The 26,886-nt window shown below is 62.4% G+C and carries 25 protein-coding genes; 9 read left to right on the forward strand and 16 right to left on the reverse strand.

Annotated features, from left to right (window positions below; translation table 11 throughout):
* Positions 1 to 73: 73 nt before the first annotated feature.
* On the reverse strand, positions 74 to 1,297 hold the full coding sequence (locus E0H22_RS09375) for a phenylacetate--CoA ligase family protein (protein ID WP_233025381.1): 1,224 nt from the start codon (positions 1,295 to 1,297) through the stop codon (positions 74 to 76).
* Between the two features lie 70 nt (positions 1,298 to 1,367).
* Here E0H22_RS09375 and E0H22_RS09380 point away from each other — a divergent pair, with 70 nt between their 5' ends.
* Positions 1,368 to 2,009 carry a TVP38/TMEM64 family protein gene (locus E0H22_RS09380; RefSeq protein ID WP_233025382.1) on the forward strand — a complete coding sequence of 214 codons (642 nt, stop codon included), beginning with the start codon at positions 1,368 to 1,370 and terminating at the stop codon, positions 2,007 to 2,009.
* Here E0H22_RS09380 and E0H22_RS09385 read toward each other — a convergent pair.
* The 6 genes from E0H22_RS09385 to E0H22_RS09410 all read right to left on the reverse strand — a co-directional run bounded on the left by E0H22_RS09385 (position 2,006) and on the right by E0H22_RS09410 (position 9,048).
* Positions 2,006 to 2,842, reverse strand: coding sequence for an ABC transporter ATP-binding protein (locus E0H22_RS09385; protein ID WP_233025383.1), 837 nt, complete (start codon positions 2,840 to 2,842; stop codon positions 2,006 to 2,008). The genes E0H22_RS09380 and E0H22_RS09385 overlap by 4 nt on opposite strands.
* Before the next feature lie 160 nt (positions 2,843 to 3,002).
* Positions 3,003 to 4,283, reverse strand: a complete 1,281-nt coding sequence (locus E0H22_RS09390; protein ID WP_233025384.1) for an ABC transporter substrate-binding protein — start codon at positions 4,281 to 4,283, stop codon at positions 3,003 to 3,005.
* A 51-nt stretch (positions 4,284 to 4,334) separates the two neighbouring features.
* Positions 4,335 to 5,408 carry a branched-chain amino acid ABC transporter permease gene (locus E0H22_RS09395; RefSeq protein WP_233025385.1) on the reverse strand — a complete coding sequence of 358 codons (1,074 nt, stop codon included), beginning with the start codon at positions 5,406 to 5,408 and terminating at the stop codon, positions 4,335 to 4,337.
* A 3-nt stretch (positions 5,409 to 5,411) separates the two neighbouring features.
* Entirely contained in the window at positions 5,412 to 6,305 is an 894-nt protein-coding gene (locus E0H22_RS09400; RefSeq protein WP_233025386.1) for a branched-chain amino acid ABC transporter permease, read from the reverse strand.
* Entirely contained in the window at positions 6,302 to 8,230 is a 1,929-nt protein-coding gene (locus E0H22_RS09405; RefSeq protein ID WP_233025387.1) for a long-chain fatty acid--CoA ligase, read from the reverse strand. Before E0H22_RS09405 ends, E0H22_RS09400 begins: the two co-directional genes overlap by 4 nt.
* Positions 8,227 to 9,048: an ABC transporter ATP-binding protein gene (locus E0H22_RS09410; protein WP_233025388.1), complete on the reverse strand. Its 822-nt coding sequence runs from the start codon at positions 9,046 to 9,048 to the stop codon at positions 8,227 to 8,229. Before E0H22_RS09410 ends, E0H22_RS09405 begins: the two co-directional genes overlap by 4 nt.
* A 229-nt stretch (positions 9,049 to 9,277) precedes the next feature.
* Between E0H22_RS09410 and E0H22_RS09415 the strand changes: the two genes are divergently transcribed.
* The gene (locus E0H22_RS09415) at positions 9,278 to 9,952 is read left to right on the forward strand and encodes a Crp/Fnr family transcriptional regulator (RefSeq protein WP_233025389.1); all 675 of its coding nucleotides are present in this window, start codon (positions 9,278 to 9,280) and stop codon (positions 9,950 to 9,952) included.
* Positions 9,953 to 10,179: 227 nt separating this feature from the next.
* Here E0H22_RS09415 and E0H22_RS09420 read toward each other — a convergent pair whose 3' ends face one another.
* From E0H22_RS09420 to E0H22_RS09450, 7 genes are all read right to left on the reverse strand, one after another.
* Complete coding sequence (locus E0H22_RS09420) at positions 10,180 to 10,875, reverse strand: ABC transporter ATP-binding protein (RefSeq protein ID WP_233025390.1); 696 nt, start codon at positions 10,873 to 10,875, stop codon at positions 10,180 to 10,182.
* Entirely contained in the window at positions 10,875 to 11,633 is a 759-nt protein-coding gene (locus tag E0H22_RS09425) for an ABC transporter ATP-binding protein (protein ID WP_233025391.1), read from the reverse strand. Before E0H22_RS09425 ends, E0H22_RS09420 begins: the two co-directional genes overlap by 1 nt.
* A gap of 3 nt (positions 11,634 to 11,636) precedes the next feature.
* Complete coding sequence (locus tag E0H22_RS09430; protein ID WP_233025392.1) at positions 11,637 to 12,932, reverse strand: branched-chain amino acid ABC transporter permease; 1,296 nt, start codon at positions 12,930 to 12,932, stop codon at positions 11,637 to 11,639.
* The gene (locus E0H22_RS09435; RefSeq protein ID WP_233025393.1) at positions 12,929 to 13,876 is read right to left on the reverse strand and encodes a branched-chain amino acid ABC transporter permease; all 948 of its coding nucleotides are present in this window, start codon (positions 13,874 to 13,876) and stop codon (positions 12,929 to 12,931) included. Before E0H22_RS09435 ends, E0H22_RS09430 begins: the two co-directional genes overlap by 4 nt.
* A 160-nt stretch (positions 13,877 to 14,036) precedes the next feature.
* The gene (locus E0H22_RS09440; RefSeq protein ID WP_233025394.1) at positions 14,037 to 15,290 is read right to left on the reverse strand and encodes a branched-chain amino acid ABC transporter substrate-binding protein; all 1,254 of its coding nucleotides are present in this window, start codon (positions 15,288 to 15,290) and stop codon (positions 14,037 to 14,039) included.
* A gap of 138 nt (positions 15,291 to 15,428) precedes the next feature.
* Positions 15,429 to 17,873: a CaiB/BaiF CoA transferase family protein gene (locus E0H22_RS09445; protein ID WP_233025395.1), complete on the reverse strand. Its 2,445-nt coding sequence runs from the start codon at positions 17,871 to 17,873 to the stop codon at positions 15,429 to 15,431.
* A gap of 65 nt (positions 17,874 to 17,938) precedes the next feature.
* Complete coding sequence (locus tag E0H22_RS09450) at positions 17,939 to 18,781, reverse strand: uroporphyrinogen-III synthase (protein ID WP_233025396.1); 843 nt, start codon at positions 18,779 to 18,781, stop codon at positions 17,939 to 17,941.
* 117 nt (positions 18,782 to 18,898) lie between these two features.
* On the opposite strand from E0H22_RS09450, the gene purU reads away from it, so the two are divergent.
* Positions 18,899 to 19,759 carry a formyltetrahydrofolate deformylase gene (purU, locus tag E0H22_RS09455; RefSeq protein ID WP_233025397.1) on the forward strand — a complete coding sequence of 287 codons (861 nt, stop codon included), beginning with the start codon at positions 18,899 to 18,901 and terminating at the stop codon, positions 19,757 to 19,759.
* Positions 19,760 to 19,882: 123 nt separating this feature from the next.
* Here purU and E0H22_RS09460 read toward each other — a convergent pair whose 3' ends face one another.
* Positions 19,883 to 20,050 (reverse strand): hypothetical protein, encoded by a 168-nt coding sequence (locus E0H22_RS09460; RefSeq protein ID WP_233025398.1) that lies wholly within the window; start codon positions 20,048 to 20,050, stop codon positions 19,883 to 19,885.
* 308 nt (positions 20,051 to 20,358) lie between these two features.
* On the reverse strand, positions 20,359 to 20,838 hold the full coding sequence (locus E0H22_RS09465; RefSeq protein ID WP_233025399.1) for a MarR family winged helix-turn-helix transcriptional regulator: 480 nt from the start codon (positions 20,836 to 20,838) through the stop codon (positions 20,359 to 20,361).
* 225 nt (positions 20,839 to 21,063) lie between these two features.
* Between E0H22_RS09465 and E0H22_RS09470 the strand changes: the two genes are divergently transcribed.
* The 6 genes from E0H22_RS09470 to E0H22_RS09495 all read left to right on the forward strand — a co-directional run bounded on the left by E0H22_RS09470 (position 21,064) and on the right by E0H22_RS09495 (position 26,886).
* Entirely contained in the window at positions 21,064 to 22,233 is a 1,170-nt protein-coding gene (locus E0H22_RS09470) for an ABC transporter substrate-binding protein (protein WP_233025400.1), read from the forward strand.
* A 141-nt stretch (positions 22,234 to 22,374) separates the two neighbouring features.
* Positions 22,375 to 23,241 carry a branched-chain amino acid ABC transporter permease gene (locus E0H22_RS09475; protein WP_233025401.1) on the forward strand — a complete coding sequence of 289 codons (867 nt, stop codon included), beginning with the start codon at positions 22,375 to 22,377 and terminating at the stop codon, positions 23,239 to 23,241.
* Between the two features lie 49 nt (positions 23,242 to 23,290).
* Complete coding sequence (locus E0H22_RS09480) at positions 23,291 to 24,262, forward strand: branched-chain amino acid ABC transporter permease (RefSeq protein ID WP_233026241.1); 972 nt, start codon at positions 23,291 to 23,293, stop codon at positions 24,260 to 24,262.
* Positions 24,259 to 25,011 carry an ABC transporter ATP-binding protein gene (locus tag E0H22_RS09485; protein ID WP_233025402.1) on the forward strand — a complete coding sequence of 251 codons (753 nt, stop codon included), beginning with the start codon at positions 24,259 to 24,261 and terminating at the stop codon, positions 25,009 to 25,011. Before E0H22_RS09480 ends, E0H22_RS09485 begins: the two co-directional genes overlap by 4 nt.
* Positions 25,004 to 25,750 carry an ABC transporter ATP-binding protein gene (locus tag E0H22_RS09490; protein WP_233025403.1) on the forward strand — a complete coding sequence of 249 codons (747 nt, stop codon included), beginning with the start codon at positions 25,004 to 25,006 and terminating at the stop codon, positions 25,748 to 25,750. The genes E0H22_RS09485 and E0H22_RS09490 overlap by 8 nt, the downstream gene beginning before the upstream one ends.
* A gap of 17 nt (positions 25,751 to 25,767) precedes the next feature.
* Positions 25,768 to 26,886 carry a cobalamin-independent methionine synthase II family protein gene (locus E0H22_RS09495; protein WP_233025404.1) on the forward strand — a complete coding sequence of 373 codons (1,119 nt, stop codon included), beginning with the start codon at positions 25,768 to 25,770 and terminating at the stop codon, positions 26,884 to 26,886.

A 26,886-nucleotide genomic window follows, 5' to 3' on the forward strand; every position in this document is an offset into this window, starting at 1 on the left:
CGGAATCCATGCGCTGCTTAGCAGGATCGGATCGCGGAGTCCGGGCTTTTTCGCGTCGCAATGCTGCCTTGTGCTAGCCGCCGCGTTCGTCGGCGATCACCTTCCCGTCATTGGGCAGGGAGCCCGGAGGTACAAATTGCACGGCTCCGCCGAGCTTGCTGACCGTCCGCAGGGTGACGGACACGGCCTCCAGCAGGCGCGCATCGCCAGTCGTCTCTGCCTTGAGCAACATGACATCGCTCTCGCCGTCGCGGGATACGACGAGTCGGAGGCGGCCGAGTTCCGGGTGCCGCTTGCCAATCTCGGCAATTTGCTCGGGGCGCACGAACATGCCTTTCACCTTGGTGGCCTGATCCGCCCGGCCCATCCACCCCTTGATGCGCATATTGGTCCGTCCGCAGGCGCTGCGGCCGGGCAGGGCGGCGGTAAGATCGCCAAGCGCCAGACGGATCCAGGGGTGGTGGGGGTCCAGCGAGGTCACGACGATCTCGCCGACATCGCCCACGGCGACGGGATTGCCGGTGCCGGGGGTGACGATCTCCAGGATTAGGTCCTCGTTCACGATCAGCCCGTCCCGCGCCGGGCTCTCATAGGCGACGATGCCGAGATCGGCGGTGGCATAAGCCTGATAGGCGTCGATACCCCTGGCCTTGATCTCCGCCTGCAGGGATGGCGGGAAAGCTGCCCCGGACACCAAGGCCCGTCTGATCGAGGAAACGTCACGCTGGGCCTTCCCAGCGGCATCCAGGAGGATCTTGAGGAAGTCCGGGGTGCCGGCATAGGCCGCCGGGCGGTAGGTCTCGATCAGTTCGAGCTGCTGGTCCGTATTGCCCGGTCCGGCGGGGATCACGGCGCAGCCGAGCGCTCGGGCAGCGCCATCGAACACGAAGCCGCCAGGGACCAGGTGATAGCTGAACGTATTCAGCACAATATCGCCCGGCTGGAACCCGGCGGCATGCAGCGCCCGGGCGCCATGCCAGGGGTCGGCCTGTTTCGATTCCGGCTCGAAGATCGGGCCCGGCGAGGTGAACAGCCGGCCGAAGGTGCCCGGCTGGCCCGCCACAAAGCCGCCGAAGGGCGGCCGGACCTTTTGCAGCGCCGGCAGATCCGATTTCCGCAGTACCGGTAGCCCCGCCAGTGCGGTCGGACTGGTGATGGCGGCCGGATCGATGTCTTTAAGATGTGTCGCATAGGCCGGTGCTTGCATGGCATGCCGCAGCACATCCGGCAGTCGGGAGAACAGATTGGCATGGCGGTGCGACGGGTCGCAATTCTCTAGGCTGTCGAAGTGGCGCATCTGGCTGTGTCCTGGTGGTTGCGACGTTGCGGTCGTTCCTCGGCCTGTGCTGTTGTGCTACGGGAAGGTCATGTCGTCAGAACGTATCGTCCAATGGCTCGAAAGCTGGGGCCAGCTTGATCTTCCTGCGGCGGGCGTGTTGGCGGCGTTAGTTGTTGCGTCCTCGTTCCTGCCGGTTCCCCGTACCTTCGTCGTTATCGGCGCGGGTGCGGCATTCGGCATGCGATCGCTGGCGGTCATCCTTCCCGTCGCGGCTATGGCATCGGTTCTGGCTTGCCTGCTGGCACGCTACGTCCTGCGCGCCTGGGTCGAACGGCAGATCGAAAAACGCGCCGCTTGGCACGTGATTGCACAGGCGGTGAACGACGAAGGCTGGCGTATCATGGCGCTGATGCGATTCTTCGGCCCGATGCCGAATTCCGCGCAAAACTATCTGTTCGGTCTCACCAGGATCGGCCTGCTGCCCTATACGGTCATCACCACCCTCTGCACGATGCCGCAAATCATCTGTTATGCCTATCTCGGCGCGTCCGGCCGCGCCTTGCTGCTGGACGACGGGTCGTCGCTGAAACGCGCGATGATCGTGGTGGCTGCCATCAGCATGGTCGCGATTGTGTTCCTCGTATCGCGTCGCGTCCGCGCGATCCTCGCACGCAAGACCGGCGTGATCTGCGCCGGGCCTGTTTGCTCCAGGCAGGTTGTCCAGAACTAGAGCCACCGTTTACGCCGTTTGAAGCTCTTGAGATTCTTGAAGCTCTTGCGCTGATCGCCGGCGCCGCCGAGATAGAACTCCTTCACGTCCTCGTTGTCGCGCAACTCGTCCGCGGTGCCGTCGAGCACCACCTTGCCCTGTTCCATGATGTAGCCATGGCTGGCGACGGAGAGTGCTGCGCGCGCATTTTGCTCCACCAACAGAATGGTCACCCCGAGGTCGCGGTTGATCTTCTGGATTATCCCGAACACCTCCTTCACCAGCAGCGGCGACAGACCCATGGAGGGTTCGTCCATCAGGATCATCTTCGGCCGGGCCATCAGCGCGCGGCCGATCGCCAACATCTGCTGCTCTCCGCCGGAGAGATAACCGGCGAGGCCGGTACGTTCCTTCAGCCGCGGGAAGTAATCGTAGACCATGTCGATGTCGGAGGAGACATCGCCGTCGCGCCGCGTGAAGGCACCGAGGCGGAGGTTTTCCTGGCACGTCATGTCGGAGACGATGCGGCGCCCCTCCATCACCTGGAAGATGCCGCGACGAACGATCCTATCGGGATCGGTGCCGTCGATGCGTTCGCCATCGAACACGATCTCGCCGCGCGTGACCTCGCCATCCTCGGTCTTGAGCAGGCCGGAGATTGCCTTCAGCGTCGTCGATTTGCCGGCGCCATTGGCGCCAAGCAGCGCGACGATCGCACCCTTCGGAACCTCCATACTGAGCCCGCGGAGCACGAGGATAACGTCGTCATAGACTACCTCGATATTACGGACATCGAGGAGGGGGATGGTGGCTGCTGGCGAAGACGGTCGGCTAAGCTCAGTTGTTTCAGTCATATGGCTTTATCCAACAGGTCGAACGCGGCACGTCGCTTCTCTCTTTGTCATCACCCGCGAAAGCGGGTGATCCAGTATCCGGCGGCGGCAGTGCTCAACCGCAATGGCGGTGTCTACTGGGTCCCCCGCTTTCGCGGGGGACGACATTCAGGCGTTCAAACTACCACCCATGCCATTCCGGCTTGCGCGGCAGATCCACGGTCTTCACCTTTTCAAGCTTGATCGTGCCCTTGGCCATCAGGTCGTTGAGATCGCCATCGGTCGAGCCCGAGACCTTCGAACGATAGAGATCGACCTTGGTGGTCGGGCGGTGATCCTTGTCAGTCCAGGTCGAGGGATTGCAGACGCCCTCCATGCCGGCCGGCACCCAGTCCTTCTTCTGATAGAAGCCCTTGGCGACATTCTCGCCCGATGTACCGCCATTCTTCGCGGCCCATTCGATCGCTTCCTTCATGTAAAGTGAGGTGCAGACGGCCGCGATGTAGTGCACCGGACGGTAGATCTTGCCCGAGGGATCGGAAATCTTGGAGATCTCCTGCACGATCTTCATGCCCGGTGCGTTGCCGCCCCAGCCTACCGCCGTGCGCAGGGGGAAGATCACCCCATCGGCGGCATCGCCTGCGGCTTTTGCGGCGTTCTCGTCCATGCCCCAGACATTGCTCATGAACTGGATATCCACACCGGCCGCCTTGCAGGCTTTCATCACCGAGATATTGGAAGCGGCGGTGTTGCCGAGATAGGCGTAGTTGGCGCCGGAGCTCTTCAGGCTGAGGCACTGCGCGCTGTAGTCGCCCGGTGTAAGCGCAAAGACGAGCGGCGGAAGCACCTCGAAGCCGAGCTCCGCAGCGATGGCTTCACCCGCGGCCTTCGGTGCATTCGGATAGGGATGGTTGGCGCCCATATGGACGTATTTCGGCTTGCCGGATTTGCCCTTGGTCTTCCAGTCCTCCGCCGCCCAGGTCAGCTCGGCACGCAGGGCGTCCGAATAGCTCGGACCATAGAAGAAATTATAAGGTGCGGGCTTGGCCTTGCCGCCGGCGCCGGTCGGATCGGTCAGCGCCGCCGAGTAGGAGCCGGAAATGTCCGGGATCTTGTCCTGCGCGAGGAAGCCCGTGAGCGCTTCGGTGTCCGCCGTGCCCCAGCCCATGATGGCTGAGACCTTCTCGCCGCCCGACCATTTCTTGTACAGCGCGATCGCGCGCGGCACCTGGTAGCCGTAGTCGTTGCTGTCGAGATTGACTTGCTTGCTGCCGATGCCGCCATTCTTGTTGATCCAGGCGAAGGTATCGACCACGCCCTGGCCATAGGGCGTGCCAACGTCGGAGGTGCCGCCGGAATAATCGGCGAGATGGCCGACGGCGATCTGCGCCTGCGCGGAAGCTGAGGCGCCGGCTATCAACAGAGCGAGCGATGCGGAAGTCAGTAATGATCTTATCGTCATGAGCGTTCTCCCAGCGTTTTGTGTTTTATGGTCTTGAGTAGTCTGCCGTCCTCAATGCGAGAACGGGTAGAGTTTCCAGTAGGCTTTGATTTGCCGCCAGCGATGCGCGAGTCCGTCCGGCTCGAACACCAGGAAGGCGATGATGATGATGCCGATGGCGATCTCGCGCAAAAATGTGAGATTGTTGTTGAGAGCGAGGGCCTTGTCGATCGCGCCGCCCTTCAGCTCCATGCTGATCCATTCCATCGCTTCCGGCACCAGCACCACGAAGGCCGTGCCCATCAGTGTGCCCATGATCGAGCCGGTGCCGCCGATGATCACCATGGCGAGAAACAGGATCGAGCGCTCGATGCCAAAGCCTTCGTTGGAAACGACGAGCTGGTAGTGCGCATAGAGCGCGCCCGCGATACCGGCGAAAAAGGCGGCAAGCCCGAAGGACAGCGTGCGATATTTGGTGAGATTGATGCCCATGATCTCGGCGGAGAGATAGTGGTCGCGTACCGCCACCAGCGCACGTCCGTCGCGTGAGCGCATCAGGTTGGTGACGAGCAAATAGCTGACGACCACATAGGCCAGCACCACGTAGAAATATTGCCGGTCGCCGCGCAGCACATAGCCGAAGATCGAGAATGGCTCGGCCATCGCCGGCACCGAGCCGCCGGTGAACCACTCGGCACGGGAGAAGAAATCGATCAGGATATATTGCGCGGCCAGCGTGGCGATGACGAGATAGAGACCCTTCAGCCGCGCCGCCGGCAGCCCGAAGATCAGGCCGACAATGGCGGTGACGATGCCGGCCAGCGGGATCGCGAAAAACACAGGGATCGATGTCTTGCTGGAAATGTAGGCCGACGTGAATGCGCCGAGCAGGAAGAAGGCGGCATGGCCGATCGAGATCTGGCCGGTGAAACCGACGAGTATGTTCAACCCCAGCGCTGCGATGCCATAGATGCCGATCTGAATCAGGATGCTGAGCCAGTAGTTGCTGAACACCAGCGGCGCGAGGCAGGTGAGCGCAATGCCGAGGATCGCGAAATTTCGGCTCGTGGTGGTCGGAAAGATCGTGGTGTCCGCCGCATAGGAGGTGCGAAAATCGCCGGCGGGGAGGAGTGTGGAATTCGCCATGGCTTACACCCGCTCGATGTCTTTGGTGCCGAACAGACCGTAAGGCTTGATCATGAGGATGATGATGAGCACGTAGAACGGCGCGATTTCATAGAGATTGCCCCAGTGCAGATATTCGCTGTCGATGAACTGGGCGAAGTTTTCCAGAAGCCCGATGATGATGCCGCCGACCACCGCGCCGGCGATGGAATCGAGGCCGCCGAGAATGACCGCCGGAAACACCTTGATGCCGTAGATCGACAGACCCGACGACACGCCATTGACCACGGCCACGACGACGCCGGCGACGGCCGACACCATCGCGGAGATCGCCCAGGCCATGGCGAATACGGTCTTGACCGAAATACCCAGCGACTGGGCCACCTGCTGGTTGAACGCTGTCGCGCGCATCGCGAGGCCCCATTTCGAGACCTTGAAGAACCACGCCATGCCGATCATCATCAGCACGGAGACCAGGAGGCTCATCACATAGACGGTCTGGATCTGCAGGCTGCCGATGGTCACCGCCTGGCTGGTGAAGACGCGCGGGAAGGGCTGCGGATTGACGCCATAGATCCATTTCAGCGCCGCCTGGAACACGGCGGACAGCGCGATGGTCACCATGATCACCGAGATGATCGGCTCGCCGATCAGCGGCCGCAGGATGACCACTTGCACGAGGATGCCGAAGGTGAACATGAAGACCAGGGTCATCGGCATGCCGAGCCAGAACGGCACCTGATATTTGGTCAGCAGCGTCCAGCACACCCAGGCGCCGATCAGCAGCAATTCGCCCTGCGCGAAATTGACGACTTGCGTGGCCTTGTAGATCAACACGAACGACATCGCGACCACGCCATACAGCGTGCCGACCACGAGGCCGTTGACGAGAAGCTGGAGCAGGAAGGCTGTGTTCATTCCGCCGCCTCCATCCGCGCTGCATCCCTCATATCCACCACCTTCAGCTTCGTCCGGATGCGCTGCGATGTGCCGTCCTGAAAACGGATGGTGGTGTCCACCGGGATTTCGCTGCGGCCGCCATAGATGCTGTCGATGATGTCGGCATATTTCTCGTTGATCACGCTGCGCCGAACCTTTCGCGTCCGCGTCAGTTCGCCGTCGTCTGCGTCGAGCTCCTTGTAGAGCAGCAGAAATCGCGAGATGCGTTGTGCGGGAGGCAGCGTGGCGTTGACTGCTTCGACTTCCTTCTGCAGCAACGCATAGACCTCGGGGCGCGACGAGAGGTCGGTGTAGGTCGTGAAGGCCAGCCGGTTCTTCTCGGCCCATTTCGAGATGATCGAATAGCGGATGCAGATCATAGCGGCCAAGGCGTCACGGCCCGCGCCGAGCACCACGGTCTCGGCCACATAAGGCGAAAATTTCAGCTTGTTTTCGATATATTGCGGCGAGAAGCGCTCGCCGCGCGCGGTCTCTGCGAGATCCTTGATGCGGTCGATCACCACGAGTTGTCCGGCGTCATTGAAATAACCGGCGTCGCCCGAATGCATCCAGCCGTCGCGTAGATCGGCGCCGGTGGCTTCCGGGTTCTTGTAATAGCCGAGGAACATATTGGGGTGCCTCACCACGATCTCGCCGACACCCTGGCTGTCGGGATCGCGCACCTCGATCTGGATGCCATCGCCCATGGCGATGCCGGTGGTGTCGGGATCAACGGCGTCAGGCGCGTGTAGCGTGAAGGCGCCGAGCGTTTCGGTCTGGCCATACAAGGTGCGGAGCGGCACGCCCATCGCGCGAAAGAATTTGAACGTGTCCGGCCCGAGCGCGGCGCCACCAGTGGCAGCCGAGCGCAGGCGCGTGAAGCCGAGACGGTCGCGTAGCGCGCGGAACAGCAGCATGTCGGCAACGGTCGAGCGCTTGCCATTGGCAAGCGCATTGAGCCCGGTCTTCATGCCGAGCTCATACAGGCTCTGCTTCAGCGGCGATGCATCCATCACCCTGGCACGGACATCGGCCGCGATGCCTTCCCAGACGCGTGGTGCGAACAGCACGAAGGTCGGAGCGATCTCGCGAAAATCGTTCATCATGGTGTCCTGCTGCTCGACGAAGTTGACCTTCATCCGCGACAGCAGGCCTTTGCCGAGGGCATAGACCTGTTCCATGATCCAGGGCAGCGGCAGCACCGAGACATATTCGTCATCTGGCCCCTTGGGGTCGAACGAGAGATACACCGCGCAATGGCCGAGCACGCGGCCGACAGCCAACATGGCGAGCTTGGGGTTCGACGTGGTGCCCGACGTCGTGCAGAGGATGGCGACATCCTCGCCGAAGGTGGCGTCGACCATCTGGTCGTAAAGGCCGGGTTCGCGCGATGCGCGGTCGCGGCCCATCTGTGCCAAACTGTCGGCTTCCAGCAAACGAGGATCGTTATATTTCCGCATGCCGCGCGGATCGCTATAGACGATGTGCTTCAGTGCCGGAACGCGGTCGGCGAGCGTGAGAAGCTTGTCGACCTGTTCCTCGTCTTCTGCGAAGACGATCTTCGCTTCGCCGTAATTGAGGAGATAGGCGGCTTCCTCATCCAGCACGTCGCGATAGAGGCCGAGGCTCATGCCGCCGATGGCGTGGGCGGCGATCTCGGCGGAGACCCAGTCGGGCCGGTTGTCGCCGATGATGCCGATGACATCGCCTTTGCCGATGCCGAGCTCGACCATACCGAGCGCAAAATCCTTCACCCGGTTGTGGTAGTCGTTCCAGGTGAATTCACGCCAGAGGCCGAAATCCTTCTCGCGCAACGCGATCTCGTTGCCGTGCTCTCGAGCGTTGAGGCGCAAAAGCTTTGGATAGGTGTCCGCCTGTCTGACGCGGCCGGCATAATCCATCATGCGGCGCTCTCCGCCTGGACATGCGTGTCATCCGGATCGGCCAGCATCTCATCTTCCTCGCCGAGATAGGCCCGCTTCACATGCGGGTCGGCGAGTACGGCGCCGGGATCGCCTTCGGCGATCTTGCGGCCAAAATCGAGCACCATCACGCGGTGGGAAATATCCATCACCACGCCCATGTCGTGCTCGATCATCATCACGGTCATGCCGAACTCCTCGTTGAGATCGACGATGTAGCGGGCCATGTCCTCCTTCTCCTCGAAGTTCATGCCGGCCATCGGCTCGTCGAGAAGGATGAGGTTCGGTTCCAGCGCCATGGCGCGGGCGAGTTCGACGCGCTTGCGCAGTCCATAGGGAAGGGTGCCGGCGGTGGCCTTGCGCACGCTCTGCAGATCGAGGAAGTCGATGATCTCCTCGACCTTGCGGCGATGCTCGAGCTCTTCCTTGCGTGCGCCCGAGAGCCAGTAGAGCGAACCGGTGAGGAAGTTGTTCTTCAGGAGGTGGTGGCGGCCGACCATGATGTTGTCGAGCACGCTCATGTGGTGGAACAGCGCGAGGTTCTGGAAGGTGCGGCCGATGCCGATACGCGGGCGGGCATTGGTGTTGAGATGGGTGATCTCGCGGCCTGCGTAGAAGAGCTGACCTTCGGTCGGCCGGTAGCGGCCGGAGATGCAATTGACGATCGAAGTCTTGCCGGCGCCATTGGGGCCGATGATGGAAAACAGCTCGCCCTGATTGACGGCGAAGCTCACATCCGTGAGCGCACGCACGCCGCCGAAGCGCAGCGATACCCCGCGTACTTCCAAAGCAACCGTCACGCATGCCCTCCCAGATACGGCGCTTGACGCGCTCTTTATCCCGTCCACGGTAACGCCCGGAGCTTATATCGCTGGGGCATCGCAGGCCATTCGACTAATGAACCTTCCGCGGCGATCCTCCCTACGTTAAACCCGCTCCGGGAAATGTCTCGCGCCGGACAATTGGTCCGGCATTTTGTCGCGTGGCATGTATTGTTGCGTCGCAACAAGCTGAAGAAGCGGCGGTGGCATGATTGCTACGGATCAATTGAGGAAGATCGCTGCCTGGTCGCGCGATCTGACTGAGCGGGAGATCGAGGTCGCCCGCGCCGGCATCAATGAGCGCTCGTTCAGGGCGAACGAATTCGTCTCCATGCGTGGCGATGTGTTCGATTACTGGACTGGCGTTGTGTCAGGTCTTGTGAAGATCGGCACCATTTCACGGAGCGGTAAAGAGGTGAGCATCACCGGCCTGACGGCTGGCGCCTGGTTCGGCGAGGGCAGTGTGCTGAAAAACGAGCCGCGCCGCTACGACATCGTGGCGATGCGCGATTCACGCGTTGCGCTGATGGATCGGACGACGTTCGTCTGGCTGTTCGAGAACAGCGTCGGTTTCAACCGTTTTCTGGTGTCGTTGCTGAACGAGCGCCTCGGCCAGTTCATCGCGCTCACCGAATATGGCCGGATGCTGGATGCCACCGGGCGGCTCGCGCGATGTATCGCTTCGCTGTTCAATCCGATCCTGTATCGCGACGCCAACCGGCATCTGGAGATCACGCAGGAGGAGTTGGGCGCGATTTCCGGCATCTCGCGGCAGAAGGCCAATCAGTGCCTGCAGACGCTGGAGAAGGAAGGTTTGCTGCGCCTTGAATATGGCGGTGTAACGGTGATCGACCTGGAGCGGCTGAGTACCTATGGCGAGTGAAGCGGCGTTTCTGCTTGTTGCAAGCAGCCTGCGGGCATCCTTTGAGACGCGGCCTAAGAAGGCCGCTCCTCTCGCCTGAACGCAATTGCGTTCAGGCTGGGATGAGGGAAGAGTATAGCGCTATAGAAGACCCTCATGGTGAGGAGCCCGCGGAGCGGGCATCTCGAACCATGCAGGCCGAACACTATCCTCATCCATAGCCGATAGCTTTACGCTTGCGGGAGAGGTTAAACCTCCAGCCATTCCTTTCGCACCCGATCGTTTGCCTTCAGCTCCGCCGGCGTCCCCTCGAAGACGATCTTGCCGTGGCCCATCACATAGACCCGGTGCGAGATGCGCAGCGCGATGGACAGTTTCTGCTCCACCAGCAGGATCGCAACGCCGCGCCGGGCGATCTCGGCGATGAGGTCGCCGACCTGCTGCACGATCAGCGGGGCGAGGCCTTCGGTCGGCTCGTCGATCATCACCAGTTCCGGATCGCCCATCAGCGTCCGGCAGATCGTCAGCATCTGCTTTTCGCCGCCCGACAGCACGCCTGCGGCGGTATCGGCACGGTCGGCGAGGTTGGGGAACATGTCGAGCATGTCGTCGGGCCGCCATTTGCCGGGCTTGCGCGGGTCCTTGATCCCCAGCAGCAGGTTCTGCCGCACTGTCAGGCCCGGGAAGATGTCGCGATGCTCCGGCACATAGCCGAGGCCGAGATGCGCGATCTTGTAGCTCGGCAGGCCCGTGATGTTCTGGTTCTTGAAGGTGATGGTGCCGTGCGGCGGCACCTCGCCCATGATGGCCTTCACGGTGGTCGAGCGCCCGACGCCGTTGCGGCCGAGCAGGCTGACGACTTCGCCGGCGCCGATATGCATATCGACGCCCTGGAGGATGTGGCTCTTGCCGTAATAGGCGTGCAGATCCCGGACATTCAGCATCAGGCAGCTTCCTCGCCGAGATAGGCTTCCTTGACCTTCGGATTGTTGCGGATTTCCTCGGGCGTTCCGGATGCGATGATATGGCCGTAGACCAGCACCGAGATGCGGTCGGCGAGGCCGAACACCACGCTCATGTCGTGTTCGACGATCAGCAGCGTGCGACCCTCGGTGAGGCGGCGGATCAACGCCACCGCGCGCTCGGTCTCCGCGTGGCTCATGCCTGCTGTCGGCTCGTCCAGCAGGATGACGTCCGCGCCGCCGGCAATCGTGATGCCGATTTCCAGCGCGCGCTGTTCGGCATAGGTGAGCAGGCCCGCTGGAATGTCGCGCCGCGAGGTCAGGCTGATGTCGTCCAGAATCCGCGCGGTGCGTTCACGGACTTCCGGCAGCTTGTCGACGCTCTTCCAGAAAGCGTAGCGCTGTCCCGTCGCCCACAGCACGGCACAACGCAGATTTTCCCACACCGTCATGTTGGCGAACACGTTGGTGACCTGAAACGAGCGCGACAGTCCGCGGCGGTTGATCTGGTAGGGTGGCAGGCCCGAGATCTTTTCGCCGCGCATCAGCACCTCGCCGCTGGTCGGCGTCATATAGCCGCTGATCAGGTTGAACGTCGTGGATTTGCCGGCGCCGTTCGGCCCGATCAGCGCATGGCGCTCGCCCTGGCCGACGGTCAGGTTGAGGTCGCGGATCACTTTTGTGATGCCGAAACTCTTCTGAACGTCGCGGATTTCGATGGCGTTCACGGTTGACGTCATGTGTCAGTATCCCTTCGCGCGCGCCGCCGTCAGCGCTTCGTCCCAAGCCTGTGCAACGCGTTTCCAGGTGATGCGCGCGATGACAAATCCGCCGACGGTCAGAACCACGGAGATAATCCATGTCAGGGGGCTTGCGGCGTTGAACGGAATGCCGAACGCCTTGATGTTGGGATCTTCCATCGGGTTCATCGTGTAGTGGACGATGGACTCGATGCCGAGCATCAGGCCGATCAGCATCGCCAATGTCGGCGCGGCCGCCACCAGATATGTCGGTAACACTTGCACGAGCGTGCTGCCGCGGATCAGCGGTCGATGCATCATCAGGAGACCGGTGATGCCGCCGGGGGCGTACATGACGATGGCGATGAACAGCAGACCGAAATAGAGCTGCCATACGGTGGTGAGATCGCTGAGACCGAGCGACAGCAGCGTCACGAAGATGGCGCCGACGATCGGGCCGATGAAGAACCCGACGCCCCCGATATAGGCGGCGAACAGCACCGTGCCGGACTGCACCGCACCGAGATAGGCCGAATTGGCGATTTCGAAGTTGATGGCGGCGAGTGCGCCCGCGATCCCCGCGAAAAAGCCCGCGAAACAGAACGCGATGTAGCGCACCACATGCGGATCGTAGCCGACGAACTGGACGCGTTCGGGGTTATCGCGCACGGCATTGCACATACGCCCGAGCGGCGTGCGGGTGAGGGCGTACATCGCAATCATGCAAATCAGCGTCCAGACCGCGACCAGATAATAGATCTGGATCTGTGGGCCGAAATTCCAGTCGAAGAATTTCAGCAGCTTGGTGCGATTGGCGGAGATGCCGGCCTCACCGCCGAAGAAGGTGCGCAGGATCAGTGCCGACGACGCCACCAGTTCGGCGAGGCCGAGCGAGATCATGGCGAAGGCCGTGCCGGAACGCTTGGTAGAGACCCAGCCGAGCAGGGCGGCGAACACGAGGCCGGTGAGTCCGCCGATCAGCGGCACCAGCGGCAGTGGGACCGGCCATTTGTTGCCGCCGATGATGTTGATGGCGTGGATGACGAGAAAGCCGCCGAGGCCGTAATACACCGCATGGCCGAACGACAGCATGCCGGTCTGTCCGAGCAGGATATTGTAGGACAGCGCGAAGACAATGGAGATGCCGATCAGGCTGAACGTAGTCAGCGAGCCGCCCGAGGAGAAAATCTTCGGCAGCACCAGCAGCAGGACCGCGGCTGCGACCCAGAACCCGTAGAATTTGAACTTCTCGGCGACGTTGGGCGCCGGAGGCGCGATGCGTGCGGTTATATCGGTCATGTCTCACGCGTCCCCAAAAGACCCATCGGACGGAACACGAGGATCAGGACCAGCAGCACGTAAGGCAGCACCGGCGCGATCTGCGCGACCGTCACATTCCAGATATCGGCGAGCCACGTGCTCGCATAGGCCGGGCTCAGCGGCCCGAACAGTTCGGACAGCGAGCCGTTCATCGAGACGGCGAAGGTCTGAACGAAGCCGATCAGCAGCGAGGCGATGAACGCGCCGGGCAGCGAGCCGAGCCCGCCGGTGACCACGACAACGAACAGGATGGGGCCGAGAAGTCCCGCCATGTTCGACTGCGTAACCAGCGCAGGTCCCGCGATCACGCCGGCCACCGCGGCGAGCGCGGTGCCGACACCGAACACCAGCATGAAGATGCGTCCGACGTTATGTCCGAGATGACCGACCATGTGCGGGTGGGTGAGGGCGGCCTGCACGATCATGCCGATCCGGGTCCGCTTCAGTACCAGCAGCAGCGCCACGAAGATGGCGATCGACACCAGCAGCATGAACATCTTGTAGGCGGGGTAGTTGGTCGAGAAGATCGTGAAGGCCGGAAAATCGAGCGAGGCTGGGACGCGGAAATCCACAGGGCTCTTGCCCCAGATGATCTGCACGACTTCCTCGATGGCGAAGGCGAGGCCGAAGGTAAAAAGCAGCTCGGCGACATGGCCGTTCTTGTGCACCCGGCGCAGACCGTAACGCTCGACGGCGGCGCCGATCGCGCCGGCGAGAATGGGCGCGATCAACAGCGCTGGCCAGAAGCCGAACCAGCGGCTGATCTGAAATCCGAAGAATGCGCCGAGCATGTAGAAGCTTGCATGCGCAAAATTCAGCACGCCGAGCATGCTGAAGATCACCGTCAGGCCGCTGGCCATCAGGAATAGCAGCATCCCGAACAGGATGCTGTTCAATGTGGAAATGACGATGAGTTCAAGCACGTATGACCTCGGAGCCTGGCCGGCCAGTCAGAAGTAACAAAGCGCCGTCATGGCCGGGCAGCGCGAAGCGAGCTTCGCTGGATGTCCCGGCCATCCATGTCTGTTGTTGTCGCGGCAAGGCACGAGTGCCCCGTCCGCGGCCACGCCTGTCGCGACGCCGTTACTTCGGCCGCTCCATCTTGCAGGCGGTCGGCAGCATCGTCTTGTCGGTGTCGATCTTGGCAGACAGCTTCCAGCCCCAGCCGGTCTTTTCATCGTCGAACGGCTCGTTGTTCTTCAGCTCGCCGAACTGGGCGATGTACATCGGCTGGAAGAACTGGTGGTCGTCCTTGCGCATGAAGCCCTTGCCGCCGGTGACGACGTCAAACTCCAGGCCCTCCAGCGCCTGTGCAACCTTGACCGGATCGAGCGACTTGGCCTTCTCTGCGGCTGCCGCGAACATCCGCATTTCGTTGGCTGCGCGCGGATACCAGAACGTCTGGCCGTTGTACTTGGCGCGGAAGGCCGTTTCCAGATCCCTGGATGCCTTGTGGTCGAGATTGGCGAAGCCTTCGACGATCGTGAAGACCTGATCGTTGAGATTGGCCTGCTTGATGGCGGTGGGACCACCGGCGCCGCCCGCGTAATAGGTGTACCAGCCCGCCTTCAGGCCTGCATCCGCGGCGGCCTTCAGCAGTAGCGCGAAGTCCTGGCCCCAGTTGCCGGTGATCACGGTGTCGGCGCCCGACGCCTTGATTTTGGCGATATAGGGAGCGAAGTCGGTGATCTTCAGCAGCGGGTGCTTTTCGTCGCCGACGATTTCGATATCAGGACGCTTCTCCTTCAGCATCGCGCGCGCGGTGGTGCGCACGGATTCGCCGAACGAGTAGTCCTGGTTGATCAGGTACACTTTCTTGATGGCCGGAACACCCTTCATGTAATTGGTGAGGGCTTCCATCTTGATGTCGGAGCTTGCGTCCCAGCGGAAATGCGCAAAGCTGCATTTCTCGTTGGTGAGGATCGGATCCACCGCGGCATAGTTGAAGTACAGAACTTCCTTGCCGGGGTTGCGGTCGTTGTATTTGGTGACGAAGTCGCTCAGCGCGCCGGCCACCGAGGAGCCGTTGCCCTGTGTGATATAGCGCACGCCGCTGTCGATGGCCTTCTGTGCCTGGATCAGGCTTTCCTGCGGATTGGTCTTGTTGTCGAGCGGGACGATCTCGACCTTTTTGCCAAGGATGCCGCCCTTGGCGTTCAGCTCATCGGCCAGAAACTGAAAGGTCTTGAGGCCGACTTCGCCGACGCTGGCTCCGCCGCCCGAGAGCGGATCGATATAGCCGATCTTGACGGTTTCCTGAGCCAATACCGCGGTGCCGAACAGCGGCAGCGCAAGTGAGGCCCCGACGGCAAACTTGATGAAAGCCCGTTTATCCATGCGTTTTCTCCCTGACCTTGGTTTGTTGCGACCGTTATTTCCGGCGCCGAATCTTGTTGATCCGTCCGCCGGCGGTTCTTGATGGCGAGTGTGAGCGAATGCAGCAGAGGCTGCAAGCATTCCTTCGTCGTACGTAGATTACTTCGCGGTAACGGTCGCCTTCACTTTCTTCGACGTGGCCGTATCGCCGACGATTTCCGTCTTGCGCAATTCGGCGATCTCGCCGTCGCCCAGACCGAGCACGTTGCGCAACACCTCCTCATTGTGCTGGCCGAGCGTCGGCGCCAGCCGCGTGATCGCATAGGGCGCGCGCGATGTGCCTTCCCGATAGGCAACCGACGGCAGCAAATGAGGGCCCATGAACCGGCGGGTCCTGGGCTGCCAGTGCCCGGTGGAAAGCAGATGCGGATCGCCGGCCATGTCCATCGGCAGACGCGCGGTGCCCGCCGGCACGCCGGCATCCTGCAGCGCGTTCATCGCAAGGTCTGGCCGCACCGTCATGGTCCAATGGCGGATTGCCACTTCGATCCGGTCCTCTTCCGCGCGGCGGCCCTCGGCGGTGGCGAGCGCCGCATCCTCCGCCAGATCGGGGCGATGGATGACCTTGCAGAGCGCCTGCCATTCGTCATCGCTGCGGACCGCGATCGTGAGCCACTGATCTTCGCCGATGCAGGGGAAGCAGCCGTGCGGCACGAAGCGCGGATGGCGATTGCCAAGCCGCGGACCTGTACGGCCCGTGATGGATTGCTCGATCACCGACGGCGCGACCATCGGCAGGAGGGCCTCGGTGGCGCTGAGGTCGATATGCTGGCCCTCGCCGGTGCGCTTCTGATGCATGAAGCCGATCATCAGCGCTGCTGCGGCGCTGACACCGCCATAGGGATCGCCGAGCGCAGTATGCACCATGGTCGGCGGATCGCTCTCGCGCCCGGTTACCGAAGGCAGGCCGCAAGCCTGCTCCAGCGTCGAGCCATAGGCGCGCACGCCGCTCCATCGTCCCGTCATCCCGAAGGCCGGCATGGTGACCACGATGAGACGCGGATTGAGCTTGCGCATCGAGGCCGGATCGAGCCCGAGCCGCGGCATCACATCGGCAGCGTAGTTGTCGATGACAGCATCCGCACCTTCGATCAGCCGTTTCAGCAGCGCGAGGCCCTTGGGCTGCGTGAGGTCGAGCGTGATGCCGCGCTTATTGCGGTTCATCTGTTGAAACCAGTAGACCTTCTCGTAGGTGCGCTCGGGATGATAGGGCCCGCGGGGATCGGTGCCGCGAAACCAGTCGGGATACTGGCAGGATTCCACCTTGATCACGTCGGCGCCGAGATCACCCATCTGGCGCGTCGCCGTGGGGCCAGCCCAGCCCATGGTGAGATCGATGATGCGCAGGCCCTTCAGCGGCAGCGGATCGTCGGATCCGGCTTGCCGCGTCGCGATACGCTCGCGCGGTTTGAAGTTCGCGATGTCGTCGCTGCCGGCGAGCGGGGCTCTGCCATTCGCGATTGGCGGCGAACCGGTGAGATGCTGCGGCAGTATCGGTGCCTCGAACGAACCACTGCCGATCTGCACTTTGGCGAAAGCGCCGCGCTCGCGATAATAGGGCTGGCGCAGTAGCTCCTCCATGCTCGGTACGACCGCAAGCGGGATGCGCAGCTCGATGCCCTTCTCGAACCAGTATTCGGCGCTCTGCTGCAGCAGGATCGGCTGGAAAATCGCCGCCAGCTCCGCTGAATTGACGGAGCGCACGAGGCCGTCGGTGAATCTGGTTTCCTTCTCGAGCTCGGGCAGGCCGAGCATTACGCAGAATGCAGCCCATTGTGCAGGGGTCACCACAGTGATGCCGAGCCAGCCGTCCTTGGTTGGAAAATTGCCGACGGGATAGCCGCGTCCGAAACGATTGAGCGCCATGCGCGGGCGCGTGAAGCCGGTTTCCAGTGCGAGGCCGGTGTCGAATTCGCTGATATGCAGCATCGCCGCATGGGCGCTGACGGCGAAGCGCCGTGCACAACGCTTGCGGTCGTAGAGGCCGGCCAGGGTCGGGATGAATGCGGTGAGGCCGGTCATGACGGAGATATGTCCGTCGCCCGGCAGCACCGGTGGGCCCTCCTTGCTGCCGACGAGCTTGACGTTGCCCGACAGCGCACGGCAGACGGAGTCGGTCGCTTCGAAGTTCGAGTAAAGTCCGTTCTCGCCAAACCATGAAATGGCCGTGATGGCGAGGCCGGGATTGTCGCGGCGCAGATCGTCGTGATCGAGAAGCGATCCCGGAATGCTTGCGGGGGCGCGCGCATCGAGCAACAGGTCGGAGCTCTGCAGCAGCCGCTTGATGTCCGCGACATCGCTCGCATCGTCGAGATCGGCGACGACGCTGTGCTTGTTGGTATTCAGCCAGGCGAACACGCCGCCTTCGGATGTGCCATTGCCGACATCGACCAGCGGTGCATGCCGGCGCATCGGATCGCCACCGGGCGGTTCGATCTTGATGACCTCGGCACCAAAATCGGAAAACAGCTTGCCGCAGTAGCCCAGCTGATCGCCGGATCCAATTTCCACCACGCGCAAATCCGACAGCGGGAACTCCGACATTGCATTTCCACCCGTTCTTCTTTGTCTTGAACGGGCATCATGTCGGGCTGAACCGGTGCGTCAAGTCAGCTTGCAGTGGTGCGCACCGCAGATTTGCTGAGCGCGACGGACATGGCGGAGATCAGCGGTCGCATGAAGAACGCATCCTCGGCCGGCGTGATCGTTGCCGTGAAACCGTAGGCTTGCAATTCATCGGAGACGACAGGCCCGACCGACGCGATCGGTGTCTTCGCGAGTGCATTGCGCAGTTGATCTTCACGTCCATGCGCACGCGCTGCATCGACAAGGCGTCGTACCTGACCCGAACTCGTGAGCGCGATGGCATCGACGCGGCCGGCCTCCATCTCGTCGATGGCCGCGAGGATGTTCGTATCGGCTGCCTTGGAGTCGTAAACATAGGGCAGCACCGTATCGACCGCTGCTCCCTGCGCCGCGATGGCGCCGATCAGGGCCGAGTGGTCCTTCTCCGGATAGAGCTGCAGCCCGACCCGGCGGCCTTTCAGGTCGTATTGCGCCAGCATCTCGACGATGCCTTCCGAGGTCGGCTTCTCGGTGGTGACGTCCGGGGCGAGACCGATCTCGCGCAGCGCCTTGCCGGGCTTCGGCCCGCGCGCAAATTTGCGCGATTTTCCGATTGCCTCGACCATCTCAGTGTCGCCGCCGTGTTGCCGCACCAGCTTGAGGAGGCGCCGCAGGCCTTCGCCGGTCATTAAGATCAGGTCGTCGAAGGGGTTAGCCGTCAAACGGGCGATCCAGTCCAGAACCGGCTTCGGGTCCGGAGCGTCCTCGATGGTGAACATCGGGCATTGCAGGACATCTGCGCCTTTCTCCTTGAGAAGTCTGGAGAATTGCGCTTCCTCGCGGGTTTCCAGGATCAGGATGCGGGTGCCGTCCAGTCGCTCAGCCATCGTGGCATCCTTTCATTGACTGCCTGATATTGCAGCGCGCAATTGGATTGGCGCAAGACCGGGCGGGATGATAGAGGAGGGCAAAATTTCCTCTGAATCTCAAGTCAGTAGCCCAGCATGTCGCACCATTTCGTTCTCACCCTGTCGTGCCCGGATCGTCCGGGCATCGTCTCCGCCGTCTCGACCTTCCTCGCCCATAACGGCCAGAACATCGTCGATGCCCAGCAGTTCAACGAGAACGCGACCGGCGTGTTCTTCATGCGTGTGGTGTTCAACGCTGCCGATGTGAATGTTGATCTCGGCGCGCTGCAGACCGGTTTCGGCGCCATCGCCGAGCGCTTCAAGATGGTCTGGCTGATGCGCGATCAGGAGACGAAGCGCCGTGTGATGATCCTGGCCTCGAAGTCGGATCACTGTCTCGTCGATCTGCTCTATCGCTGGCGCACCGGCGAACTCGAAATGGTCCCGACCGCGATTGTCTCCAACCATCCGCGCGAGACCTATAACGGCATCGATTTCGGCGACATCCCGTTCCACTATCTGCCGATCACCAAGGAAACCAAGCGCGAGCAGGAAGCCGCGATCTGGGATCTGGTGAACGAGACGAAGTCCGAACTCGTGGTGCTGGCGCGCTACATGCAAATCCTCTCGGATGATATGTCGGCCAAGCTGTCCGGCAAGTGTATCAACATTCACCACTCGTTCCTGCCGGGCTTCAAGGGCGCGCGGCCCTATCACCAGGCCCATGAGCGCGGCGTCAAGCTGATCGGCGCGACCGCGCATTATGTCACCAGCGATCTCGACGAAGGTCCGATCATCGAGCAGGACGTCGAGCGCATCAGCCATCGCGACTCGCCGGAAGATCTCGTCCGCAAGGGCCGCGACATCGAGCGCCGCGTCCTCGCCCGCGCCGTGCGCTATCATCTCGAGGATCGCGTCATTCTCAACGGCAAGAAAACGGTGGTTTTCACCAACTGAGCGACACGCTTTCTGTCATTGCCCGGCTCGACCGGGCAATCCAGTACACACCGCTGCTGACAGAGTTTACTGGGTCACCCGGTCAAGCCGGGTGACGACATGCGAGTTTCGGTGAGACCACTCTCAATGTATCGCGCTGGCCGAAGGCGATGTCGCCGGATCGGGCCCGCGGGCAGTGTCGCCCTGCGGATGCTCGCGCTGTTTCACGTAAGCATCGTATTCCGGCGTTCCCGGCCGCGGCGGCGCATCGGCGGGGAGGCCTCCGGCCCAGGCCGGGATCAGATCGGCCATTCCCCCGGCCACGAATGAGCTGATCGAGCCGCAGCCGGACAGGCTGCAGGCGATCAGAAAAAGACTGAAAGCAGCGGTTACGCGGCGGAAGACTGGCATTGGGACAACATGGGGACGGTGGTGAGTTAACACTCACCAATATGGAGCCATTTTCCGAAAGTTGAAGGTACTCCAGGCGGGGTCACGCAACTTTTGCTGCGGGAAGGGGTATTTGAGTTTGGTGACCTGATTGCAAGAGCGGATGAAACGCAGCCGTAATCCGCCAGCCGATTGCATTGCGGCGACTCCGCTGCGGATCACGCCTTCGGCTAATCCGCCTTACGGGTCTTTCCCTTCCGCACCTGCACCGCATTCACCGCCGGCGTCTGCGCCAGCAGGCGCCTCAGGAGGTCGATCAGCGTTTCCACCTCATCCGGCTTCAGGCAATCCAGCAGCACCTGCTCACGGTCCAGCGCCAGTTCGATGATCCGGTCATGCAGCGCGCGGCCGGCCTTGGTCATCACGATGATGCGCTTGCCGTCGCCCTGATCGACCACCGTGACATTGCCGCCATCGGCCAGCGATTTCAGCGTCCGGCTCACAAGGCCCTTGTCGAGGTCGAAATACTGGCAGATCTGCTGCGCGGTGCAGGCGTCCTCGCTGGCAAGCTTGGACAGGATGCGCCATTCGGTGACGCCGACGCCGAATTCGCGGCGATAGGAAGACGACGCGCCCGCGGCGAGCTTGTTGGCGAGGAAATTGATCAGCGCCGGAACATATCGGGTGTGGTTGATGACCGGCTTCGTCATGCGACAGGCATTGCTCTGAAACGTCCCAGGAAAGGCACGCCGCACGGCGCTGCTAGACTTTAGCAGTAGGCCGGGATGCGTCGGATTTACGCAGTTCACCGTAGCGCCGCATATTGTCAAGGCGAGCGTTGACACGTCAACATGGCTTCGATATCGCGAACCGACGTGGATGGGGAGTTCGATCTTTCGGCCGACAAGAGCCGACATCACGCAGAGGAGAAAACGATGCTGAGGACATTCATCTCCGGCGCAGTAACGGCCGCCAGCCTGCTTGCGCTCGGTGCGGTGGCAGGCGCCCAGGAGACCGTGAAGATCGGCCTGATCGTGCCGATGACCGGCGGCCAGGCCTCTACTGGCCAGCAGATCAACAACGCCATCAAGCTCTACCAGCAGAAGAACGGCGACACCGTCGCCGGCAAGAAGGTCGAGGTCATCCTCAAGGACGACGCGGCGCTGCCGGACAATACCAAGCGCCTCGCCCAGGAACTGATCGTCAACGAAAAGGTCAACATCATCGCCGGTTTTGGCGTGACCCCGGCCGCGCTCGCCGCCGCGCCGCTGGCGACGCAGGCCAAGGTGCCGCTGATCGTGATGGCAGCCGGCACCTCGATCATCACCGAGCGCTCGCCCTATATCGCGCGCACCTCCTTCACGCTCGCGCAATCCTCCACCATCATCGGTGACTGGGCCGCGAAGAACAATATCAAGAAGGTGGCGACGCTCACCTCCGACTATGCGCCGGGCAATGACGCGCTCGCGGCTTTCAAGGAACACTTCATCGCAGGCGGTGGCGCCATCGTCGAGGAAGTGAAGGTCCCGCTCGCCAATCCGGATTTCGCGCCGTTCCTGCAGCGCATGAAGGACTCCAAGCCCGATGCGGTGTTCGTGTTCGTGCCGGCCGGGCAGGGCGGCAACTTCATGAAGCAATATGCCGAGCGTGGACTCGACAAGTCCGGCATCAAGGTGATCGGGCCGGGCGACGTCATGGATGACGATCTGCTCAACGGCATGGGCGATGCGGCCATCGGCGCCGTCACCGCGCATCTCTATTCGGCCGCGCATCCCTCGGCCATGAACAAGGCCTTCGTGGCCGACTACAGGAAGGCCTTCGGCACCCGTCCGGGCTTCATGGCGGTCGGCGGCTGGGATGGCATCCATCTCATCTACGAGGCGCTGAAGAAGACCGGCGGCAAGGCCGATGGCGACTCGCTGATCGCGGCGATGAAGGGCATGAAGTGGGAGAGCCCGCGCGGCCCGATCTCCATCGATCCCGAAACCCGCGACATCGTGCAGAACATCTATATCCGCGAAGTGAAGAAGGTGGACGGCGAATTGTACAATGTGGAATTCGCCACGTTCGAAGCGGTGAAGGATCCGGGCAAGACGAAGAAGTAAGCTAACTCTGTCCTCATCCTGAGGAGCCCGCGTCAGCGGGCGTCTCGAAGGATGGTGCCACGATCGATGCCCTCGTGCTTCGAGACGGCCCTGCGGGCCTCCTCAGCATGAGGGCATCACCACTTTGAAGTGAACATATCCATGACTCTCCTCACCATCCTGTTTGACGGCGTCGCCTACGGCATGTTGCTGTTCGTGCTCGCATGCGGACTGGCGGTGACGCTCGGGCTGATGAATTTCGTCAATCTCGCCCATGGCGCCTTCGCCATGGCTGGCGGCTATATCTGCGCCATCCTCGTCAATCGCATCGGCTGGCCGTTCTTCGCCGCTTTGCCGATGGCCTTCATCGCCAGCGCGCTGATCGGCGCCGTGCTGGAGCGCTCGCTGTATCGCCACCTCTACAACCGCAGCCACCTCGATCAGGTGCTGTTTTCCATCGGCCTGGTTTTCATGGCGGTGACCGGCGTCGATTACGTGATGGGTTCGTCGCAGATGTTCATCAATCTGCCGTCCTACCTGCAGGGTCAGATCGATCTGTTCGGCCTGCATGTCGGCCGCTACCGCCTGATGATCGTGGTGATCTGTGGATTGCTCACCATCGCGCTGCAGCTGATCCTGTCGAAGACGCGTTTCGGCAGCCGCCTGCGCGCTGCGGTGGACGATCCGCGCGCGGCCTCGGGCCTCGGCATCAATGTGCCGCAGGTCTTCGCCTTCACGTTTGCGTTCGGTTGCGGCCTTGCCGGCATGGGCGGCGCGCTCGGCGCCGAGATCCTTGGCCTCGATCCGCATTTCCCGCTCAAATTCATGATCTATTTCCTGATCGTGGTCACCGTCGGCGGCTCCTCCAGCATCACCGGCCCGTTCATGGCTTCGCTGCTGCTCGGCATCGGCGATGTCGCCGGCAAATATTATGTGCCGACGCTCGGCGCTTTCGTCATCTATACGTTGATGATCGTCATCCTGCTGTGGCGTCCTAACGGCCTGTTCGGCCGCACGGCAGCGAGGTGAGGTCGTGAAAGCGGATTCCACCACGCATCCCGAAGTCGCCACCGTCGCGATGGCGAGCGCACGCTGGCGCTGGCCGGAGGTCGCATTCTGGCTGCTTGCGGCAGGCTGCATCCTGCTGTTTCCGAACCGCTACCTCATCCTCACCGAGATCGCCTGGCTCGCGCTGTTCGCGCTCTCGCTCGATCTCATCCTCGGCTATGCCGGCATCGTCTCCCTCGGCCACGCCGCCTTCTTCGGATTCGGCGGTTATGCCGCCGGCCTGCTCGCATTGCATGGCATCGTCAAGGAGCCGGTGCTGGCGTTGATCGTTGCGGGTCTCGCCGCCATGCTGCTCGGCTTCGTCACCAGCTTCCTGGTGATGCGCGGCTCCGACCTGACGCGATTGATGGTGACGCTCGGCATCGCGCTCCTGTTGCGCGAACTCGCCAACAAGTTCTCCAACATCACCGGCGGCTCCGATGGCCTGCAGGGGATCGAGATGCAGCCCATCCTCGGCCTGTTTTCCTTCGATATCTTTGGCAAGGTCGGCTTCATCTATTGCCTGATCGTGCTGTTCATCCTGTTCCTGCTGGCGCGGCGGATCGTGAATTCGCCCTTCGGCCTGTCGGTACGGGCGATCCGCAACAATCCGCTGCGCGCCTCCGCCATCGGCATTCCCGTCAATCGCCGGCTGATCGCGATCTATACGGTGGCGGCCTTTTATGCCGGCGTGGCCGGTGCGCTGTCGACGCAGACCACGGCGCTGGCCTCCCTCGATGGTTTCGCCTTCGAGCGCTCGGCGGATCTGATGCTGGTCGTGATCATCGGCGGCACCGGCTATCTCTATGGCGGCCTGATCGGGGCCGTCATCTTCAAGCTGCTGCAGGAGCTGTTCTCCACCATCACGCCGCAATACTGGCAGTTCTGGATCGGTGCCGTGCTGGTCATCATCGTGCTGATCGGCCGCGAGCGGCTGCATCGCTGGGTGCTGTTCGTGCCGCGCCTGATCGCCAGCAGGTTTTCGCGGGGGCGCGCGGCATGACCATCGCGCTGGAAACGGCCAATCTCGAAAAGTCCTTCGGCGGCCTGCGCGTGACCCGCGATCTCTCGCTGAAGATCGCGGCCGGCGCCCGCCATGCCTTGATCGGCCCTAACGGCGCCGGCAAGACCACGGTGATCAACCTGCTGACCGGCGTGCTGAAGCCGAATAGCGGCCGCATCCTGCTGCAAGGGGCGGACATCACTGAATTGCCGGTCCACAAGCGCGTGCTGCGCGGACTGTCGCGCACCTTCCAGATCAATCAGCTCTATCCCGATCTGACGCCGCGCGAGACCGTCGGTCTGGCCGTGTCCGAACGCCTCGGCCATGGCGGCGACTGGTGGCGCCTGATGGGCACACGCCGCGACGTCAATGACGAGATCGCGGAAAATCTCGCCCGCTTCCATCTCATCGACGTCATGAACGAGCGGACCGCGACGCTGCCTTACGGCAAGCAGCGCCTGCTGGAGATCGCCGTCGCCATCGCCGCCAAGCCGCGCGTGCTGTTGCTGGACGAGCCCGCCGCCGGCGTGCCGGAAAGCGAACGACACGACATCCTCGCCGCCGTCGCCGCATTGCCGCGCGACGTCACCGTGCTGCTCATCGAGCACGACATGGATCTCGTCTTCTCCTTCGCCGACCGCATTTCCGTGCTGGTCAACGGCGCCATGCTGGTGGAAGGCACGCCGGACGACGTCGCGCGCGATCCGCAGGTGAAAGCGGTCTATCTCGGGGAGGGCGCCGATGTCTGAGCTGCTCGCCATCCAGAATCTGCGCGCCGGCTATGGCGAGGCCGTCGTCATCCCTGACATGTCGCTGTCGCTCGGCGAGGGGCAGGTCCTGGCGCTGCTCGGCCGCAACGGCACCGGCAAGACGACATTGATCAACTCCATCGTCGGCGTCACCCGCCGCTTCGGCGGTTCGCTCAGGCTGGGCGGGAATGACATCACGGCGCTGCGTGCCGATCAGCGCGCCCGCGGCGGCATCGGCTGGGTGCCGCAGGAGCGCAACATCTTCCGCTCGCTCACGGTGGAAGAGAACATGACCGCGGTGGCGCAGCCGGGGCCGTGGACCGTGAAGAAGGTCTACGAGATGTTTCCGCGTCTCGAGGAGCGCAAAGGCAATTTCGGCAACCAGCTGTCCGGCGGCGAGCAGCAGATGCTGGCGGTCGGCCGCGCGCTGGTGCTCAATCCGAAAGTGCTGCTGCTGGATGAGCCGACCGAAGGCCTTGCCCCGATCATCGTCGAGGAATTGCTGGCTGCCATCGGCAAGATTTCGCGCACCGGCGGCATCTGTTCCATCATCGTGGAGCAGAATGCGCGAAAGATTTTAGGTCTGGCTGATCGCGTCGTGATATTGGAACGTGGCACGATCGTGCATGATGCGAGCAGCGAAGCGCTGAAGGCCGATCTAGCCGTGCTCGACCGTCTGCTCGGCGTGGCCGGGCATAATAAACATCAAGCCGGTCCGTCCGGCGCGTCTGCCAACTGATCATCTGGGAGTATCACATGCAGAGAACAAAAGCCCCGTTCCGCGCCGACGAAGTCGGCAGCCTCTTGCGCCCCGCGTCGATCAAGGAAGCGCGCGCCAGGCTGGAGAAGGGCGAGATCACCGCCGCCGATCTGCGCAAGGTCGAAGATCTCGAAATCGAGAAGGTGGTGCACAAGCAGGCCTCCATCGGCCTCAAGCTCGCCACCGACGGCGAATTCCGCCGTTCCTGGTGGCATTTCGACTTTCTCGCCAAGCTGACCGGCTGCGAACTCTATCATCCCGACACCGGCATCCAGTTCACCGGCGTCGAGACCCGCCATGACAGTGTGCGCGTGATTGGCAAGCTGGATTTCCCCGACGATCATCCGATGCTCGATCACTTCCGCTTCCTGAAGCGGCATGCCGATATCGCTGGGGTCGCGGCGAAGATGACCATCCCGTCGCCGGCCGTGCTGCATTTCCGCGGCGGCCGCAAGGCGATCTCCAAGGAGGTCTATCCGGACATCGAAGTGTTCTTCGAGGATCTCGCCAAGACCTATCGCAAGGCGGTGAAGGCGTTCTACGATGCCGGCTGCCGCTATCTGCAGTTCGACGACACCGTCTGGGCCTATCTCTGCTCGGAGGACGAACTCAACAAGGTGCGCGCCCGCGGCGAGGATGCCGACAATCTGCAGCAGATCTATGCCCGCATCATCAATTACGCCATCGCCGAGCGTCCTGCCGACATGGTGATCACCACGCATGTGTGCCGCGGCAATTTCCGCTCCACCTGGATTTCCTCGGGCGGCTACGAGCCGGTGGCGGAAACGCTGCTCGCGGGCACCAATTACGACGGCTACTTCCTCGAATACGACTCCGACCGCGCCGGCGGCTTCGAGCCGCTGCGTTTCCTGCCGAAGGGCAACAAGGTGGTCGTGGTCGGCGTCATCACCTCGAAATTCGGCGAGCTGGAAAAGAAGGAAGACGTTCTGGCCCGCCTGAAGGAAGCGGCGAAGTTCGCTCCGCTGGAGCAGCTGGCCGTGTCCCCGCAATGCGGCTTCGCCTCGACCGAAGAGGGCAACATCCTCAGCGAGGACGAGCAGTGGGCGAAGCTGAAGCTCGCGGTGGACGTGGCGAACGAGGTGTGGGGGAAGTAA

Origin of the sequence: Rhodopseudomonas boonkerdii (genome assembly GCF_021184025.1) — a bacterium.
In the GTDB taxonomy this organism is placed as follows: Bacteria; Pseudomonadota; Alphaproteobacteria; order Rhizobiales; family Xanthobacteraceae; genus Tardiphaga; species Tardiphaga boonkerdii.